17 protein-coding genes and 1 tRNA gene are annotated in these 15294 nt (G+C 73.2%); 11 read left to right on the top strand and 7 right to left on the bottom strand.

What is annotated here, in order from left to right:
- Positions 1-121 precede the first annotated feature (121 nt).
- The 3 genes from ACH4RG_RS13765 (at position 122) to ACH4RG_RS13755 (ending at position 4867) form a co-directional block, all read left to right on the top strand.
- Positions 122-1351 carry an HpcH/HpaI aldolase/citrate lyase family protein gene (locus tag ACH4RG_RS13765; protein WP_397916631.1) on the top strand — a complete coding sequence of 410 codons (1230 nt, stop codon included), beginning with the start codon at positions 122-124 and terminating at the stop codon, positions 1349-1351.
- A 10-nt stretch (positions 1352-1361) separates the two neighbouring features.
- The gene (locus tag ACH4RG_RS13760) at positions 1362-3917 is read left to right on the top strand and encodes a phosphoribosyltransferase (protein WP_398539530.1); all 2556 of its coding nucleotides are present in this window, start codon (positions 1362-1364) and stop codon (positions 3915-3917) included.
- 155 nt (positions 3918-4072) lie between these two features.
- A complete protein-coding gene (locus ACH4RG_RS13755; protein ID WP_398539777.1) occupies positions 4073-4867 on the top strand; it encodes an HAD family hydrolase in 795 nt (264 codons plus the stop codon).
- A gap of 105 nt (positions 4868-4972) precedes the next feature.
- Here the strand turns inward: ACH4RG_RS13755 and ACH4RG_RS13750 are convergent, their stop codons facing one another.
- The 3 genes from ACH4RG_RS13750 to ACH4RG_RS13740 form a co-directional block, all read right to left on the bottom strand.
- Entirely contained in the window at positions 4973-5188 is a 216-nt protein-coding gene (locus ACH4RG_RS13750; protein ID WP_397916628.1) for a zinc ribbon domain-containing protein, read from the bottom strand.
- 54 nt (positions 5189-5242) lie between these two features.
- Entirely contained in the window at positions 5243-6688 is a 1446-nt protein-coding gene (locus ACH4RG_RS13745; protein ID WP_398160818.1) for a hypothetical protein, read from the bottom strand.
- A 71-nt stretch (positions 6689-6759) separates the two neighbouring features.
- Positions 6760-7560: a DUF4097 family beta strand repeat-containing protein gene (locus ACH4RG_RS13740; protein WP_398539529.1), complete on the bottom strand. Its 801-nt coding sequence runs from the start codon at positions 7558-7560 to the stop codon at positions 6760-6762.
- Between the two features lie 273 nt (positions 7561-7833).
- Between ACH4RG_RS13740 and ACH4RG_RS13735 the strand changes: the two genes are divergently transcribed.
- Positions 7834-7905: transfer RNA gene (locus ACH4RG_RS13735), tRNA-Val, on the top strand.
- Between the two features lie 59 nt (positions 7906-7964).
- Here the strand turns inward: ACH4RG_RS13735 and ACH4RG_RS13730 are convergent.
- Positions 7965-8432 (bottom strand): nuclear transport factor 2 family protein, encoded by a 468-nt coding sequence (locus ACH4RG_RS13730; RefSeq protein WP_397932193.1) that lies wholly within the window; start codon positions 8430-8432, stop codon positions 7965-7967.
- Positions 8433-8758: 326 nt separating this feature from the next.
- On the opposite strand from ACH4RG_RS13730, the gene ACH4RG_RS13725 reads away from it, so the two are divergent.
- Both ACH4RG_RS13725 and ACH4RG_RS13720 read left to right on the top strand, forming a co-directional pair.
- Positions 8759-9427, top strand: coding sequence for a GNAT family N-acetyltransferase (locus ACH4RG_RS13725; protein ID WP_397916624.1), 669 nt, complete (start codon positions 8759-8761; stop codon positions 9425-9427).
- Positions 9428-9481: 54 nt separating this feature from the next.
- On the top strand, positions 9482-10378 hold the full coding sequence (locus ACH4RG_RS13720; RefSeq protein WP_398539528.1) for an inositol monophosphatase family protein: 897 nt from the start codon (positions 9482-9484) through the stop codon (positions 10376-10378).
- 54 nt (positions 10379-10432) lie between these two features.
- Here the strand turns inward: ACH4RG_RS13720 and ACH4RG_RS13715 are convergent, their stop codons facing one another.
- A complete protein-coding gene (locus tag ACH4RG_RS13715; protein ID WP_397916622.1) occupies positions 10433-11056 on the bottom strand; it encodes a histidine phosphatase family protein in 624 nt (207 codons plus the stop codon).
- 148 nt (positions 11057-11204) lie between these two features.
- On the opposite strand from ACH4RG_RS13715, the gene ACH4RG_RS13710 reads away from it, so the two are divergent.
- From ACH4RG_RS13710 to ACH4RG_RS13695, 4 genes are all read left to right on the top strand, one after another.
- On the top strand, positions 11205-11423 hold the full coding sequence (locus tag ACH4RG_RS13710; protein WP_397916621.1) for a hypothetical protein: 219 nt from the start codon (positions 11205-11207) through the stop codon (positions 11421-11423).
- Positions 11424-11453: 30 nt separating this feature from the next.
- Positions 11454-11798 carry a hypothetical protein gene (locus ACH4RG_RS13705; protein ID WP_398160824.1) on the top strand — a complete coding sequence of 115 codons (345 nt, stop codon included), beginning with the start codon at positions 11454-11456 and terminating at the stop codon, positions 11796-11798.
- 132 nt (positions 11799-11930) lie between these two features.
- Entirely contained in the window at positions 11931-12395 is a 465-nt protein-coding gene (locus tag ACH4RG_RS13700) for a hypothetical protein (protein WP_398539527.1), read from the top strand.
- An 81-nt stretch (positions 12396-12476) separates the two neighbouring features.
- On the top strand, positions 12477-12698 hold the full coding sequence (locus ACH4RG_RS13695) for a DUF2277 domain-containing protein (protein WP_265601905.1): 222 nt from the start codon (positions 12477-12479) through the stop codon (positions 12696-12698).
- Positions 12699-12728: 30 nt separating this feature from the next.
- On the opposite strand, the gene ACH4RG_RS13690 is transcribed toward ACH4RG_RS13695, so the two are convergent.
- Positions 12729-13637 carry a DedA family protein gene (locus ACH4RG_RS13690; RefSeq protein ID WP_398539526.1) on the bottom strand — a complete coding sequence of 303 codons (909 nt, stop codon included), beginning with the start codon at positions 13635-13637 and terminating at the stop codon, positions 12729-12731.
- Between the two features lie 284 nt (positions 13638-13921).
- On the opposite strand from ACH4RG_RS13690, the gene ACH4RG_RS13685 reads away from it, so the two are divergent.
- On the top strand, positions 13922-14599 hold the full coding sequence (locus tag ACH4RG_RS13685) for a superoxide dismutase family protein (RefSeq protein ID WP_398539525.1): 678 nt from the start codon (positions 13922-13924) through the stop codon (positions 14597-14599).
- A 190-nt stretch (positions 14600-14789) separates the two neighbouring features.
- Here ACH4RG_RS13685 and ACH4RG_RS13680 read toward each other — a convergent pair whose 3' ends face one another.
- A complete protein-coding gene (locus tag ACH4RG_RS13680) occupies positions 14790-15239 on the bottom strand; it encodes a DoxX family protein (RefSeq protein WP_397916616.1) in 450 nt (149 codons plus the stop codon).
- Between the last annotated feature and the right edge of the window lie 55 nt (positions 15240-15294).

Genomic DNA, 15294 nt, shown 5'->3' with positions numbered 1-15294 from the left:
GGGTCCGGACAAGGGGCGGGTAACCGGAAATTCATGTACATGGGGAACTGTTGACACCCGTCCGTACGTACTATTACCGGCCATGCATTGTTCGGCCGGTCAGGCAGTTCGGGGGAAAATCATGCGTCACTTCGGGCACATATCGCCCACTGCCCGCGAGGGTCTGTTCTTCAGGGAGCCCTGTACGTTCACCGCGCACTCCCCGGCACGGATGCTCTCCGTCGCCCTGGGAGCCACGCTCTACTCCCCGGCGACCCGGCTGTCGCTCGCCGACGACGTGCTCAAGCAGGCCGCGCGCGGCGTCGTCTCCATGGTGCTGTGCCTGGAGGACTCCATCGACGATGCCGAGGTCACCGGCGCCGAAGCCAATCTGATCAGGCAGTTCGCCGAGCTGGCCGCCCGCGACGCGGCAGCGGGGGCCCAGGGCGCGGCTTCGGCGGCCGCCCCGCGGGATCCGCGCGATGCCGCGGCCGCCGATGTGCCGCTGCTCTTCATCCGGGTACGGGAACCGGCTCAGATCACCGACCTGGTGCGGCGCCTCGGCGACTCGGTTCGGATGTTGTCCGGTTTCGTACTTCCCAAATTCACCGAAGAGCGGGGCCGGCAGTTCCTGGAGGCGCTCGACGAGGCCGAGTCGGAGTGCGGACGACGGCTCTTCGCGATGCCCGTCCTCGAATCCCCCGAGTTGCTCCACCTGGAGACGCGCGGCGAAATCCTCCAGGGCATCGCCCGCAGCGTCGAGAAGCACCGGGACCGGGTGCTCGCCCTGCGGCTCGGCGTCACCGACTTCTGCTCGGCCTACGGACTGCGCCGCGCGCCCGACATGACGGCGTACGACGTCCATATCGTCGCCTCCGTGATCGCCGACGTGGTCAACGTGCTCGGCCGGGCCGACGGCACCGGCTTCACGATCACCGGACCGGTCTGGGAGTACTTCCGCCGCCAGGAGCGCATGTTCAAGCCCCAGCTGCGCCGCAGCCCCTTCCTGGAGGGCCGGGCCGAGGAACTGCGCACGGCCCTCATCGAGCACGACCTCGACGGACTGCTCCGGGAGATCGAGCTCGACCGTGCCAACGGCCTGCTCGGCAAGACCTGCATCCACCCCTCGCACGTGGCGCCGGTCCACGCACTGTCCGTCGTCAGCCACGAGGAGTACACCGACGCCCAGGACATCCTGAGCCCGGAGCGCGAGGGCGGCGGGGTGCTGCGCTCGGCGTACACGAACAAGATGAACGAAGTGAAGCCCCACCGGGCCTGGGCCGAGCGCACGCTCCAGCGGGCCGAGGTCTTCGGGGTGGCGAAGGAAGACGTCGGCTTCGTGGACCTGCTGGCCGCCGGCCTGACGAAATGAGCGCGCGTCGATGAGCGAGCGCGCGACGAGAGAAGAGACCGTGGACGTGGTGTGGTCGGGCAGCTGGGTGGCGGAGCGACTGGGAGTCGCCCTCGAAGGCGACGGAGAACTCCGGGAACTGCTGGGCCTGGCCCTGCGCCGCAACCCCAAGCGGGCGCATCTGCTGGTGTCCAACGTGCTGGGCAAGCACGTGCCCCAGCGGCCCTCCGTCGTTTACGGGGCCGGGTTCGAGCTGGGTGAACGGGTACGGGCGCTGCTCGGCGCCGAGGAGGCCCGCCGCGCGGTGGTCCTCGGGTACGCGGAGACGGCCACCGGTCTCGGCCACGCCGTCGCGGACGGCCTGCGGGACGCCCCGTACCTGCACTCCACCCGCCGACCGGTGGCGGGCGTCGAGCAGGCGGGCGGCTTCGAGGAGGCCCACTCGCACGCCACCTCGCACCTGCTGCTGCCGGAGGACCGCGACCTGCTGGCGAGCGACGGGACGGGGGCCGACGCCTCTGTGCTGGTGCTGGTCGACGACGAGTTCTCCACCGGCAACACGGTCCTGAACACCATTCGCGCGCTGCACGCCCTGCACCCGCGCGAGCGGTACGTCATCGTCGCCCTGGTCGACATGCGCTCGGCCGGCGACCGCGACCGGCTGACCGCCTTCGCCGCCGAGATCGGCGCCCGCGTCGACCTGGTGACGCGCGGCGCCGGAACGGTGGCCCTGCCGGACGGCGTGCTGGAACGCGGCCAGGCCCTGGTCGCGGCCCAGGAAGCGGAGCAGGCGGAGCAGGCGGAACAGGCGGCACGGGCCGGGCGGGCGGAGAACCCCGCCGGGGCCGCCCGAGGCGCGGACACCGCCCCCGTCACCCGGGTCGACCTCGACTGGCCGGCCGACGTGCCCGACGGAGGACGGCACGGCTTCACCCCCGCCCACCGGACGGCGCTGGAAGCGGCGCTCCCGGGCATGGCGGACCGGGTCGCGGCCACGCTGCGCGGCCACGCCGGCCCCCGCCCCCGCCGGATCCTGGTGCTCGGATTCGAGGAGCTGATGTACGCCCCGCTGCGCCTCGGCACCGCCCTGGAAGCCGCGCTGGGAACCGATGCCGAGGTCCGCTACTCCACCACCACCCGCTCACCCGTCCTGGCCGTCGACCACCCCGGCTACGCGATACGCACCCGCCTCGTCTTCCCGGCCCACGACGACCCGGCGGACGGGCCCGGCGACCGGTACGCGTACAACGTGGCGGGCGCCGGCTTCGACGCGGTGGTCGCCGTAGTCGACTCCATCGCCGACACCCCCGAACTGCACGCCCCTGAGGGGCTGCTGGCCCGACTCGCCGAGCACACCGACCGCGTGCTCCTCGCGGTCGTCCCCTCGTACACCCCCGCACCCGTTCCCCACCGGCAGGAGCCCGCCGTGCTGCCCGAGCCCCTCCGAGGCCCCGACTTCTCCAGTTACGCGCCGGACGACGTCGGCTGGCTGCTCCAGGACCTCTCGGACACCGAACTGGAAGCGCCCACCGAGGAGCGCGAGGAGGCGATCCAGAGCGGCGGCGCGCACTACGCGGAGTCGCTGCCCGTCGAGTACCAGCCGAGCGCCGCCTACCAGGCCCTGTTCACCGCGGCCCTGGAGACCTCCGCCGCCCGCATCGCCCGCGCGGTCGGCACCGTCACCGAGACGGTCCTCGCCGAACGCGGCCCCCGCCCCGTGCTCGTCTCGCTCGCCCGCGCCGGAACCCCCGTCGGCGTGCTGATGCGCCGCTGGGCCCAGCACCGGCACGGCCTGGACCTGCCGCACTACGCCATCTCCATCGTCCGGGGCCGCGGCATCGACGCCACCGCCCTGCGCTGGCTGGCCGCCCATCACGACCCGGCCGACGTGGTGTTCGTCGACGGCTGGACGGGGAAGGGCGCGATCACCCGCGAACTGGCCGCGGCCATCACCGAGTTCGAGGCCTCGGGTGGACCCGCCGGCTTCGACCCGGAGATCTCGGTGCTCGCCGACCCGGGCGGCTGCGTGCGGACGTACGGCACCCGCGAGGACTTCCTCATCCCCTCGGCCTGCCTCAACTCCACGGTGTCCGGCCTCATCTCCCGTACGGTGCTCCGCGCCGACCTGGTCGGCCCCGACGACTTCCACGGCGGGAAGTTCTACCGGGAGCTGGCGGACTCCGACGTCTCGGGACTCTTCCTCGACACGATCGCCGCCCGCTTCGACGAGGTGGCGGGCCGGGTCGAGGCCGAGGCCAAGGAACTCCTCGCCGCCGACCGCGCCCCGACCTGGGAGGGCTGGGCGGCCGTCGAGCGGATCAGCGAGGAGTACGGCATCCACGACGTCAACCTGGTCAAGCCGGGCGTCGGCGAGACCACCCGGGTCCTGCTCCGCCGGGTCCCCTGGAAGATCCTCGCGAAGCGCGGCGCCGGCGCGGACCTGGAGCACATCCGGCTGCTCGCCGAACAGCGCGGCGTCCCGGTCGAGGAGGTCGACGACCTCCCGTACAGCTGTGTCGGTCTGATCCACCCCCGGTTCACGCGCGGCGCGACGGGCGCGGACGGCAAGGCGGTGCAGGGCGCATGAGCGCGACATCACAGACCACCCCGGTGGCGACGACTTCACAGACCACCCAGGCTGCGGAGACGTCACAGGCCACCCCAGTGGCGGCGACGTCACAGGCCACCTCGGTGGCGGCTACTTCACCGGCCGCCTCGGCGGCGACTTCACCGGTCACCCTCGTGGCGAGCGACCTCGACCGCACGCTGATCTACTCGGCGGCCTCGCTCGACCTGTCGATGCCGGACGCGGAGGCCCCCCGACTGCTGTGCGTGGAGGTCTACGGCCACAAGCCCCTCTCGTACCTGACCGAGACGGCCGCCGCCCTCCTCACCGAGGTGGCGACCTCCACCGTCTTCGTCCCGACGACCACCCGCACCCGCGAGCAGTACGGGCGCATCCACCTCCCCGGCCCCGCTCCCCGGTACGCGATCTGCGCCAACGGCGGTCACATCCTGGTCGACGGCGTATCCGACCGCGACTGGCAGCAGCGGGTGGAGGCCCGCATCGCGGCGGAGTGCGCCCCGCTCACCGAGATCCGGGCCCACCTCGCCACCACCGCCGACCCCGCCTGGCTCCTCAAGGAACGTGTCGCCGAGAACCTCTTCGCCTATCTCGTCGTCGAACGCTCCCTGTTGCCCGAGGAATGGGTGAAGGAACTGGCCGCCTGGGCCGGGCCGCTCGGCTGGACGGTCTCCCTCCAGGGCCGCAAGATCTACGCGGTCCCGTCACCGCTCACCAAGAGCGCCGCCATGCGCGAGGTCGCCCGCCGGACCGGCGCCACGCGCACGCTCGCCGCCGGGGACTCCCTCCTCGACGCGGATCTGCTGCTCGCCGCCGACCTCGGCTGGCGCCCCGGCCACGGCGAACTGGCCGACGAGGGCTGGCGGGCCCCGCATGTGGTGGCCCTGGAGGAGCGGGGCGGGGCGGCCGGCGAGGAGATCCTGCGCCGGTTCCTGGCGGCTGCGGCCGTCTGACTTCCCCTGCGGGCGGGTGGGCGTGCGTTGCGCGAGGTCGGGGCATGACCAAGGACGACGACACCACGGTCACCGACGAGCTGCGGGAGCCTCTCCCGGCCGGGTTCAGCCGCAGCACCCGCCCCCGCAGCATCCCCCGCCCCCACCCCCGGAGGGCGCGGGAGCGGACCCGGCTCCACCGCCCACGGCCACGGCGGAGAGCAGCTTGACGGTGTCGTCGTGGCCTGCGGGGCAGGAGGCGGGGTCCGAGGACCGAGCCATGGGACGGCTGACTTCGAAGGTGTCTCCGCAGGTGCGGCAGCGGAATTCATAGCGAGGCATGGGCTCAGGCTAGAGCCATCGAGGCCGGAGGGCTACGCCCCCCCGGCGGTCGCCTCAGGCCCCGGTGCCGCGTTCCTCGCGGATATCGGAGACGACCCGGGCGGCGGTCTGCCGCACGGCCTCGGTCTCGGTCAGGAAGTGCCAGTAGTCGGGGTGGCGCCCTTCCAGACCGGCGATGGCGCGTTCCAGCCGGGCCACGGAGTCGTCCAGGGGCCGGGCGTGCCGGGGGTCGGGCGTATGCCGGCCGGCCATGGCGAGGCGCTGGGCGTCCCGCACCGCGAACCGGGTCCGCTCGATCTCCTGCTGCGGGTCCTTCGCCACGGCGTTCAACTGCCGCAACCGGTCCCCGGCGGCGGAGACCGCCTCGTCCGTGGCGTTGAGGAGGGCGCGGACCGTGGACAGCCGGGACGTGGCGTCCGCCCAGCGCTGCTCGTCGCGCGCCTTCGCCGCCTCCGCGAGCTTGTCCTCGGCCTGCCGGACGTTGACGGCGGCCTGCTCCGGGACGGGCTGGAGGTCCTGCCAGCAGGCGGCCGAGAAACGCCGCCGCAACTCGCTGAGCACCGGCTCCACCGAGCCCGCCCGTGTCGTCAGGGCCTGGGCGCGGGTCCGCAGCGAGACGAGCCTGCGGTCGATCTCGGCGGCCCGCTCGGGCAGCCGCTCCGCCTCGATGCGCACGGCCTCGGCATCGCGGAGCACCGCGTCGGCCCGCTGGAGGGTCTCCGCGACGCCGTGCGTTCCCGCGCCCTGGTTCAGCTTGGTCAGCTCCGGGGCGAGCGCGGCGAGCCGGGCGGCCAGCTCATCGGCCCGCAGCCCCGAGGCCCGGGCCCCGTCGAGGGCGTTGCTCGCCCCCAGGAGCGCCTGCCGGGCCCGCTCGACGGCCGGGGCGAGCCGGGCGAGCTGCGTCTCCGCGCTGCCAAGCAGAGGCCCGAGCCCCTGGGTGAAACGATCCAGCTCGCCCTTGACCCGTACGAGGTCGTCCTTGGCCCGGGTCAGCTCGGTGCGGGCCCGGGAGGCGACGGCGGGTTCCAGATCGTCCCGGTCCAGGTCATGGCTGTCGACGGCGGTGATGTAGGTGTGACTGACCTCGTCGATGCGCCGGCCGAGCGCGGCGAAGTCCTCGGATGCCTTGCGGCCCCGCGAGGAGCTGTCCACGGCGTTGATGGTCTCGATGGAGATCCTGAGATCACGCTGGGCGCTGTCCAGCTCGTAGAACGCCTCGGCGGCGGCGTCCTTCGCGGCCTGCGCCTCGGCCCGCTCGTTCTCTCCGCGCCCGCCGAACCACCGGCGCGTACCGCCACCGGCGAAGGCGGCGGGCAGCGCGGCGAGCACGAGGGGCACGGGCAGGAGCATCAGCGCCAGGACATCCCGGCCGCCGGAACCGCCCCGCCCGCCCGGCCTTCGGGGCCTGCCGGGGGCATGCTGCCCCGGTCGGCCCTGACTGCTCTGGACGGCGGCACTTCCACCCGCTTCTGCCTCCGGCCGCGCGTGTGTCGCCGTCACATCCCTCTCCCGTGCCGATTCGCCCTGCCCGGTACATTCTCCCACCAGGTAAGGACGAACACACGGGTCGGTTAGTTCGCGCTTCGCACAGTGACTTGGCCGTTGTCGCTGCGCGCCTTCACCACGTGGGCGCTGTCGCTGCCGCGCGGAACCCCGATCGAGACGTCCCCGTTGTCGGCGGAAGCGTTCACCGCGTACTTCTGGCCGCCCGGCGGCAGGTCGATGGTGATGCCCCCGTTGTCGCTCACGGTGTCCACGAGGTCGGGCACGGAGCTGAAGCCCAGCCGGATCTCCCCGTTGTCGGCGCGGGCGACCACGGAGGAGGCGGATATCCGGTCCGCCCGCACCTCCCCGTTGTCGGACTTCAGCTTCAGCGCGCCGCTCGCGTCCCGGACATTGATCTCCCCGTTGTCCGACGAAAGCTCCAGCGCGCGGTCGAAGCCGGTGGCGCTGATCGTCCCGTTGTCCGACGAGGCCGTCACATCGACTCCACGCGGCACCTTCACCCGGTGCCGGGCCTCGCAGTTGTTGATCAGCGCGTCGCACTTCACCCGGAGCGTGAGAGTGTCGCCCTCCATGTTCCAGACGGGGTCGGGCCCACTGCCCAGCACCACCCACCCGTCGACCTGCCGCTCCACCTCGACCTGCTGCACGTCGGCCGGCACGAGATCCACGGTGGCGTTCTCGGAGTCGATGGTCAGGGTCTTCCCCTCCAGGGCGAACGACTTGCGCTCCACGGGAGCGCCGTCGACGTCCGTACTCCCGCACCCGGTGAGGGCCAGGACCAGCAACGCGACCCCGCCCCCCAGAGCGAGGGCCCGCCCCGGCGCTCCACGGAGCGTGCGGGTCGCTGCGCTCTTGACGATGTCCACGGTGATCGTTCCCCCAGTGCGTGCTGCCGGACGGTGCGGCACCGGACGTCGCTGCCGGTGCACTCAAACCGTATGCACCGAAGCCCTCCGGCGGGATCCGGACGGCTACCGTCTCTTGGTGGGGTTATCCCCCGCACCGGCCCCCGCGCCTCCACCGGCCCCCGCGCCTCCACCGGCCCCCGGCCCCGCCCCGGCCCGGTGGAGGCGGCCCGGCCACGTCCGACCGGTTTATGAGCAGGGGCGCCGGTCCATGTACGCTGTTGCCTCATCCACGGGTGCGTAGCTCAGGGGTAGAGCGCTGCTCTTACAAAGCAGATGTCGGCGGTTCGAAACCGTCCGCGCCCACCGAGGACGAAGACCCCCAGCCGATCATGGCTGGGGGTCTTTGGCATCCGCTTGCGACATCAACGAACGTGGTCACTCACCGCTTCCGCGATCGACAGGCTGTTCTCGTAGAGGTGGTGCCGGGTGATCCGGCCGTTCTCCACGGTGAGGCGCAGCGCGAAAGGCCCCTCGAAGGACCTGCCCGTCGCCCGCACGGTCCCCGACAGGTGCCCCGTCAGGACGGCGTCGGGGCCGTCGACGAGGAAGGCGTCGACGGAGGCGCGTGCGTCCTCGGGGACGGTGTGTTCCAGCAACTCCGTGAACTGGGCCGCGCATTCGGCGGCCGTGGACCGGGGGCGGATCCACGGCACGCTCGGGTTCTCGGCGAGCAACCAGTCGACCTCGTCGGCGAAGAGCGCCGTGAGCCGCGCGATGTCTCCGGCCAGCCGGGCGGCGAGGAACTCCTGGACCACGCCCCGGGTCGTGTCGGCGGGGGAAGGTGCGGAGTCGGCCGGGCTTGCCGTGAGGGTGGGGGGCGTGACGGACATGGCGCTCTCCTCGCTGCTGGGGCGGGGCCCGTCAGGGCTTCCCGTCGATGGGTTCGATCCTGTCGGGGCGCGTGCATGCGGTCGATGACGCCTGAGGTAATGCCTGAGGCGCTGAGGGAGGAAATGAGAGGGGGCGGCTGCGGCGAGGGTACTTCCTCGGGGCGTGTGTACCGGCGCGCCTGCCGCGCGACGGACCGGCCTACCCTGAGCCGGAACGCTGCGAGAGGGGCGGATGAACGTATTGGCGTCCATCACCCCGTGCGGTGACGCGGCGGCTGCGGAAACACGACGGCCGGACCGAACGACGAGGCACGAGGGGGCACTTCGTGGAGCACACGCTGGCGGAGACCCTGGACGAAGCGGCGTGCGGGCGGTTTCCGGAGACCGACGGGGGGACGACCGTGGTCGCCGCGCCGAACGGTCGCGACACGGGGGTGATCGCTTTCACCGCGCACTCGGTCGTGTTCACCGATGAGGACCCCGAGTGGGTCCACGCGACGCTGGACGCCCTGGAATGCGATGCGCTGGCCGCCACGATGCACCCCCGCTTCCTGACGGCCTTCCTGGACCGCACCGGGCGGGTCACCGACACGATCGACCTCCTGACCGTGACGTCCTCGTTGCCCGGTGAGCCGGGGCTGGAGCTGCGGGAGGTCACCGATCCCGTGCACCCACGGGTGATCAGTGCCCGCCTGCGCCGGGACGGGGTGCGGATGTGGGAGGTCGACGGGGGAGTGCTCGTGCTCGGGTGGGGAGTGGCGGGGCGGTGGGAGGTGGCCGTCGAGCTGGACGAGGATGCCCGGCACCGGGGCCTCGGCCGCGCCCTCGCCACCGCCGCACGGCACCTCGTCCCCCCGGGCGAGCCGCTCTGGTCGCAGCAGGCCGCGGGCAACGCGCGCAGCATCCGGGCGTTCCGGGCCGCCGGATTCCGGCCGGTCGGTTCGGAGGCGCTGCTGCTCGGCCGCGGTCGGGCGCAGGACGCCGGAGGAGAGTGACGGCTGTGCCGGGTTCCCCGTACGGCGGCGGAGCCTCCCGCTACTCTGCTCGCCATGATCGACTCACCCGCGAGCCCGACGGACACCGAGGTGGCGGCAGCCGCGGCGCTGGCCGGGGCGGAGATCGTGCGCGCCAGGTACGGCCGGCGGTACTCCCGTATCGACAAAGGCGCCGGGGACTTCGCCACCGACGTCGATGTGGCGGCGGAGGAGGAGATCCTCGACGTCATCCGTGCCGCCCGGCCCGGGGATGCGGTGCACGGCGAGGAGGGCGGCCGGCGAGGCGCGGTCGACGCGGTGCGCGAGTGGTTGGTGGACCCCTTGTGCGGGACGCTCAACTACGCCACCGGCTCCCACCTGGTCGCCGTCAACGTGGCGCTGCGCAACGGTCCTGCCGCGGTGGCCGATCCGTTCAGCGGCGAGGTCTTCCTGACTGATGGCGAGACCGCATGGGTCCGGTACGACGCGGACGGGTACGGGCAGCGGCAGACCGACGTCCGGGGCCGGCACGTCGCGGACGGGTATGCCTCCGGCTCCGTCGCGCGTCGACGGCCGGTCGGCGAGGAGCGGTTGGCGCCGACGGCCGACACCCGGCTGGTGGACGTGAACCTCGACCCGCCCTTCCCCGGTGCGCCCGCCTTCCGGGCCGTCGACCTGCTCGCCCACCCCCGGTTCGTCGAACGCTTCCGCCCGCGCGTCGTCTCCACGACGCTCGCCCTGGCCTGGGTCGCGGCCGGCAGGAGGGCCGCCTACGTCACCGACGGGGGCGACCTGAGCGGGAGCGTGCACTTCGCCGCCGGGATCGCCCTGTGCCGGGCCGCCGGCTGTGTCGTCACCGGGGTCGACGGTGCTCCCGTCGGGCCGGAGGGCCGTGGCCTCGTCGTGGCCGCGGACGCCGGAACGCACGGGCTGCTGATGTCGTCGATCCGCGGTGGCGGGCGGAGTGCCTGAGCCACCGCACCGGCTGGGGCCCGAGCCGGGGTGTGCCCGACGCGCCGAGCCCCCTCAGACGTGCAGCTCGGGCGGGAAGTCGGTCCAGCGGAGTTCGACGGGTAGGTGGCCGGTGTCGTTGAACAGGAGGAGGGCCGGGGCGCGGCCTGGGGCGTAACGGATGACGGTCAGCGCGGCGTTCGCGTGGTTGATGCCGAGCCAGCGCCACTCCGGGGCGTCCAGGGCGGCCCGGACGAGCCAGCCGACGAGGAAGTTGTGGGTCACGAGGAGTTCGTGGCGGGGTTCGTCGCCCTCGACCGTTCCCGTGAACCGCGCGAGAGCCTGCCGGGCCAGACCGGGCCCCTGCTCGCGCTCGGCCGCCGGGAACCCGGCCAGCCGGGTGAGCGTCGCGTCGGCCGACTCCGCCGGCAGCTCCTCCCGTCGCGGCAGGTACGGGATGTAGTCGCCGGCCGGTTCGGACCGCAGCAGAGGAACTCCCGCCAGCCGCTCGCCGACCAGCCGCGCCGTCTGCTCGGCGCGCGGCAGCGGGCCGTGGTGGATCGCCGTGATCGGGGCCCCGCGGAGCCGCTCCCCGAGCAGGGCGGCCTGACGGCGGCCGTCGTCGGTCAGCGTGCTCTCGTCGGCGGAGGCCTGACCGTGCCGGGTGAGGTAAAGGTAGCGGGCAGCCGTTGCCGTCATGGGCGGTTCCTCCGTCGCGGTTCATGATCATATGAACGCATGCGGAGACGACCGGCCGCGCTCGGGCGGTTCCGCCGAGGTCAGCGGAAGGGGCCGGGGGCCCGCCTCCCGGGATGCGCGGACGCGGTGCTCGGGGCACCGTGGAGGCATGGCCGAGCACCCGCCCGTGATCGTCTATCCGCCCTCCGCGACCGGAGGGCGGCGGGTCACCGTGCACGGGCAGATCGTGGGCCTGGCGCACGGGCGGGGCGAGGTGGCCGCGTTGCTGAGGGCCGCGGGGTTCGCCCCGGGGCCCGACGAGGTCGTCGAGCTGGACCGGCCGGGGCTGATCGAGTGGCGCGGCGGCGACCTCGACACCTGGGAGTGATCCCGTGCCTCGACATCTGGGAGTGATCCCGTGAAGCGTCGTCGAACGGTACGGGACAGCGCCTCGATCGAACCGCCGCCCGGCTATTACGTCGCCGGGGGCGAGCCCCCCGACCCGGCGCAGCGGGCACTGATCCTGGACTGGATCGTGAGCCGGCGCATCGCGGGCGGCTGGCGCGTCGAGGCGCGTTCGGAGAGCCAGGTGGTGCTGGTGCGCGGGCAGCCGGTGAACCATGTGCTGCACGCCTTCCTCACCGTCTTCTCGTGCCTGGCGTGGGGGATCGTGTGGGCGGGCGTCGCCCTGGTCAACCGCGTCGAGCGGGTGGCGCTCACCGTCGACGCCCAGGGGCGCATCGTCTCGGTCGGCGCACCGTGACGCGTCACCCGAACGGGCGCGTCCGGGTGGCCCTGGGCAGGGGCCGGGAGGAGCGTCGGAGCTGATCTGCACGCACTACCGGGCAGGTCAGGACAGCGGGCGCCCGGCGCCTGTTCCGGCTAAGGAGTCCTCATGTCGCAGCCCAGCACCCCCGCACCCGGCGCCTCGCGCCCCGCCGATCCCCGTCCGGGCGGCAACGCCGGCAGTCCGTGGGCGGCCGGGGGAACCGTGTTCGCCGGCGTCCTGCTCTTCGTGGACGGCATCCTCGGCGTCCTGAAGGGCATCGCGGGGATCGCCTCGAACGATGTCTATACGAGCATCAACGACTACGTCTTCAAGTTCAGCGTGACCTCGTGGGGCTGGATCCACCTGATCCTCGGCGCGATCCTCGTCCTCGTGGGCTGGGGCATCCTCAAGGGCGCGTCCTGGGCCCGCGGCGCGGGTGTCGTTCTCGCCTCCCTGAACCTCATCGCCAACTTCATGTGGCTGCCGTACACCCCGGTCTGGGCCATCGTCACCATCGCGATCGACGTCTTCATCATCTGGGCCCTGTGCACCGACCGGTCGAACCCGAGCGACCTGGTGCGGAGCAGCTGAACGAGGAGCGGTCGGGCAGGCGAACCGTCCTGGTGGCTGCCGCGGGTGTGCGTTGTCAGTGGGGCGGTACACACTGGAGTCATGTGCCGCAGCATCAAGACGCTCCGCCCGCCCGCCCTCCCCGAAGAGGCCACCGAGGAGGACATGCGGGCCGCCGCCCTTCAGTACGTACGCAAGGTCTCCGGATTCCGCGCGCCCGCCGCGCACAACCGGGAGGTCTTCGACCGGGCCGTCGACGAGATCACCGCAGCCACGACGAAGCTGCTCGACGGCCTGGAGATACGGGGCGCGGCCCGGGGCTGAGGCGCGCCGCTCGCCGGTGAGTCCCTCCGGTCAGGGGGCGGCCGGTGCGGGCGCCGAGACGGGGCCCGGCCCGCCGAGGGCTGCCGGTCCGCCCGGGGCAGGGGCGCCGGGGGCGGGGGCGGGAGACGGCACGGACACGAGCGGGGACGTCCTCGGCGTCACGGCCTCGGACCCCGATGCGGATGTGGGCCCCGGGGCGGACCCGGCTCCGGAAGCCGGTGTCTCCGTGGCCGTCGACACTGTCTCGGCAGCCGCAGCCGCAGCCGCAGCCGTGGCCGTGGTCGTGGCCGCTATCTCGGCCTTGGCTTCGGCCGCCGTCCGCGTCGCCGGGCGCTCCACCAGGAACGCGGCCAGCGCGCCAGCCACGAACAGGGCCAGTACGGAGACGGCCGTGCCGAACCACGTCGAGCCCAGCCACTGGCCGCCGAAGTAGCCGAGGCCCACGCTGTAACCCGCCCACGCCAGGCCCGCCAGCGCGGACCAGGGAAGGAAGTCCCGCTTCCTGCGGTGGGCCGCGCCCGCGCCGAGGGAGACCACGGAGCGGCCCGCGGGTGCGAACCGGGCGATGACCACCAGCGCGCCGCCGCCCCGGCTCAGGGCCGCGCCGAGACGTTCCTGCGCGGAGGTGAGCCGCCGGGAGCGGGCGATGGCGCGGTCCAGCCGGTCGCCTCCGCGCCAGGCGAGCCGGTACGCGACGAGGTCGCCGAGCACCGAGGCGGTGGCCGCGCAGAGGATCAGTACGACGAGCGAGGGAACCTGCCCGTCGGCGCCCTCACCGGCGCCGCTGACGGTGGTGGAGCCCGCTGCCGCCGCCGTGGCGGCCGTGATGACGAGAACGCCACTGGGTAGCAGGGGCAGAAAGACGTCCAGGAGGACGGAGAGGGCGACCACCGCGTAGATCCATGGGCTGCTGGTCAGCGCGGCCACACTCTCGAGCACCGTCTACTACTCCCCGTTCGTGTCAACGCCGCGACGTCGCAGGGGAGCGGCATGGGCGGCAGGTTCAGCTGTACAGCGTACGCGTGAGGGTCATCCGGACGCCGCCCGTAGCGGGTGATGTTGTGCAGGTCACGTACACCTGGAGGCCTTGTGCCCGTTAGGCGGGGAGAACGACCGGCACGAGCGAGGAGCAGCGCATGACGGCATGGATGGTACGGACGGGACGGGGTCCGGCGCACCCGGTTTCGAGGAGGCGGGGGACGGCGGGACGTGAGAGCGGGGCGATGTCGCGGGGCCGGGGGGTCTCGCGGGGCGCGGGCGTGCTGGCGGGCACGGCAGCCCTGTTGGCGCTGGCCTGCGGCGTCGGCGTCGCCCACGGAACGGGCGGCGGCGCGGCGGACGCCTCCGGCGGCCACGGGGCTTCCCCGGCCGAGGTCTCGGCGCGGGAGCCGGGCGGCGGTGGAGAACCGAGCCGCACGGATGACGTCGGCGTCCCTGTGGGCGGCGGTTCGTGGATGCGGGCCGCAGGGGTCTTCTCCCCGCCCGGTTCCTTCCTCCCGTCCGACGCACTGACGTACGACACCGGGCTGGTGCCGGCGGGCGCGCGGATCGAGGTCACCCAGTTCGCGGGTCCGTCCGGCACCCGGGTCGGTGCCCGGCTGCGGGGGCTCGTGCCCGGCCGTCCGTACGGAATGCACGTACACACCTCCCCCTGCGGCGTCGACCCCGCCGCTGCCGGGCCCCACTACCAGCACCGCCCGGCGGCGACCGCGGACCCGGTCAACGAGGTGTGGCTGGACTTCCGGACGGACGAGGAGGGTGACGGGCGCGCGGAGGCCCTGCACGCCTGGGGTTTCCGCGCGGACGGGGCACGGTCGGTGATCATCCATGACCGGCAGGGCGGTGCGGGGGAGCGGGCGGCCTGCTTCACGGTGCCGTTCGGGCCCCACGGGCGGGAGTGACGGGGCTCCGCCCCCTCGGGCGGACGACGGCGTACGGCGGTGTCCCGCTCCCTCCGCGTCACCGGAGCGGCCGGCACCGCCGTACGTCCCGGCCGCTCCGTGTGAGGAGGCTGCGGGGCAACGCCGAGGCAACAGGGTCGGCCCGAGCGACAGGGCCGGGGGAGAAGGAGGGGGCGCGCGAGACGCCAGGTCAGACCGAGGCGGCCGAGGTCCTGTCGCGCCTGGGCGTGTCCTCGGCGACGACCGCCGTGTTCCGCGAACCGAAGAAGCGGTCCAGAGCGACGCTGCCCGGTCCGGTGAAGACCAGGAGCAGGAACGCCCAGCAGAACATCGCCGCGCCCTCGCCCCCGTTCTGGAGCGGCAGGAACGCCTCGGGCTGGTGCACCTTGAAGTACGCGTAGGCCATCGACCCCGAGGCGACGAAGGCCGCAGCGCGGGTGCCCAGGCCCAGGGCGACCAGGGACCCGCAGACCAGTTGGATCAGCGCGGCGTACCAGCCGGGCCAGGCGCCGGTCTCCGCCTGGTTGCCGCCGAGTACTCCGAAGAGCGTGGCGGCGCCGTGGAAGGCGAAGAGCAGGCCGACGACGAAGCGGAAGAGGCTGAGGACGTAGGGCTGGGCCTGGTGCAAGCGGATGAACATGGGGGGTGGGCTCCTTCGGTCGTGGTGGGGACGTAAACCGATTGAGCGCCAAAGG

It is taken from the genome of Streptomyces sp. NPDC021019 (genome assembly GCF_044333295.1).
Classification (GTDB): Bacteria; Actinomycetota; Actinomycetes; order Streptomycetales; family Streptomycetaceae; genus Streptomyces.
Note: the sequence above shows the minus strand (reverse complement) of the source record. Positions and strands in the feature narration are given on the sequence as shown.

Bases quoted from the DNA above. Each gene is read 5' to 3' on its own strand.
- ACH4RG_RS13765 (WP_397916631.1), top strand. From the start codon at position 122: ATGCGTCACTTCGGGCACATATCGCCCACTGCCCGCGAGGGTCTGTTC.
- ACH4RG_RS13760 (WP_398539530.1), top strand. From the start codon at position 1,362: ATGAGCGAGCGCGCGACGAGAGAAGAGACCGTGGACGTGGTGTGGTCG.
- ACH4RG_RS13750 (WP_397916628.1), bottom strand. From the start codon at position 5,188: ATGCCTCGCTATGAATTCCGCTGCCGCACCTGCGGAGACACCTTCGAA.
- ACH4RG_RS13730 (WP_397932193.1), bottom strand. From the start codon at position 8,432: ATGTCCGTCACGCCCCCCACCCTCACGGCAAGCCCGGCCGACTCCGCA.
- ACH4RG_RS13720 (WP_398539528.1), top strand. From the start codon at position 9,482: ATGATCGACTCACCCGCGAGCCCGACGGACACCGAGGTGGCGGCAGCC.
- ACH4RG_RS13715 (WP_397916622.1), bottom strand. From the start codon at position 11,056: ATGACGGCAACGGCTGCCCGCTACCTTTACCTCACCCGGCACGGTCAG.
- ACH4RG_RS13710 (WP_397916621.1), top strand. From the start codon at position 11,205: ATGGCCGAGCACCCGCCCGTGATCGTCTATCCGCCCTCCGCGACCGGA.
- ACH4RG_RS13700 (WP_398539527.1), top strand. From the start codon at position 11,931: ATGTCGCAGCCCAGCACCCCCGCACCCGGCGCCTCGCGCCCCGCCGAT.
- ACH4RG_RS13695 (WP_265601905.1), top strand. From the start codon at position 12,477: ATGTGCCGCAGCATCAAGACGCTCCGCCCGCCCGCCCTCCCCGAAGAG.
- ACH4RG_RS13685 (WP_398539525.1), top strand. From the start codon at position 13,922: ATGTCGCGGGGCCGGGGGGTCTCGCGGGGCGCGGGCGTGCTGGCGGGC.
- ACH4RG_RS13680 (WP_397916616.1), bottom strand. From the start codon at position 15,239: ATGTTCATCCGCTTGCACCAGGCCCAGCCCTACGTCCTCAGCCTCTTC.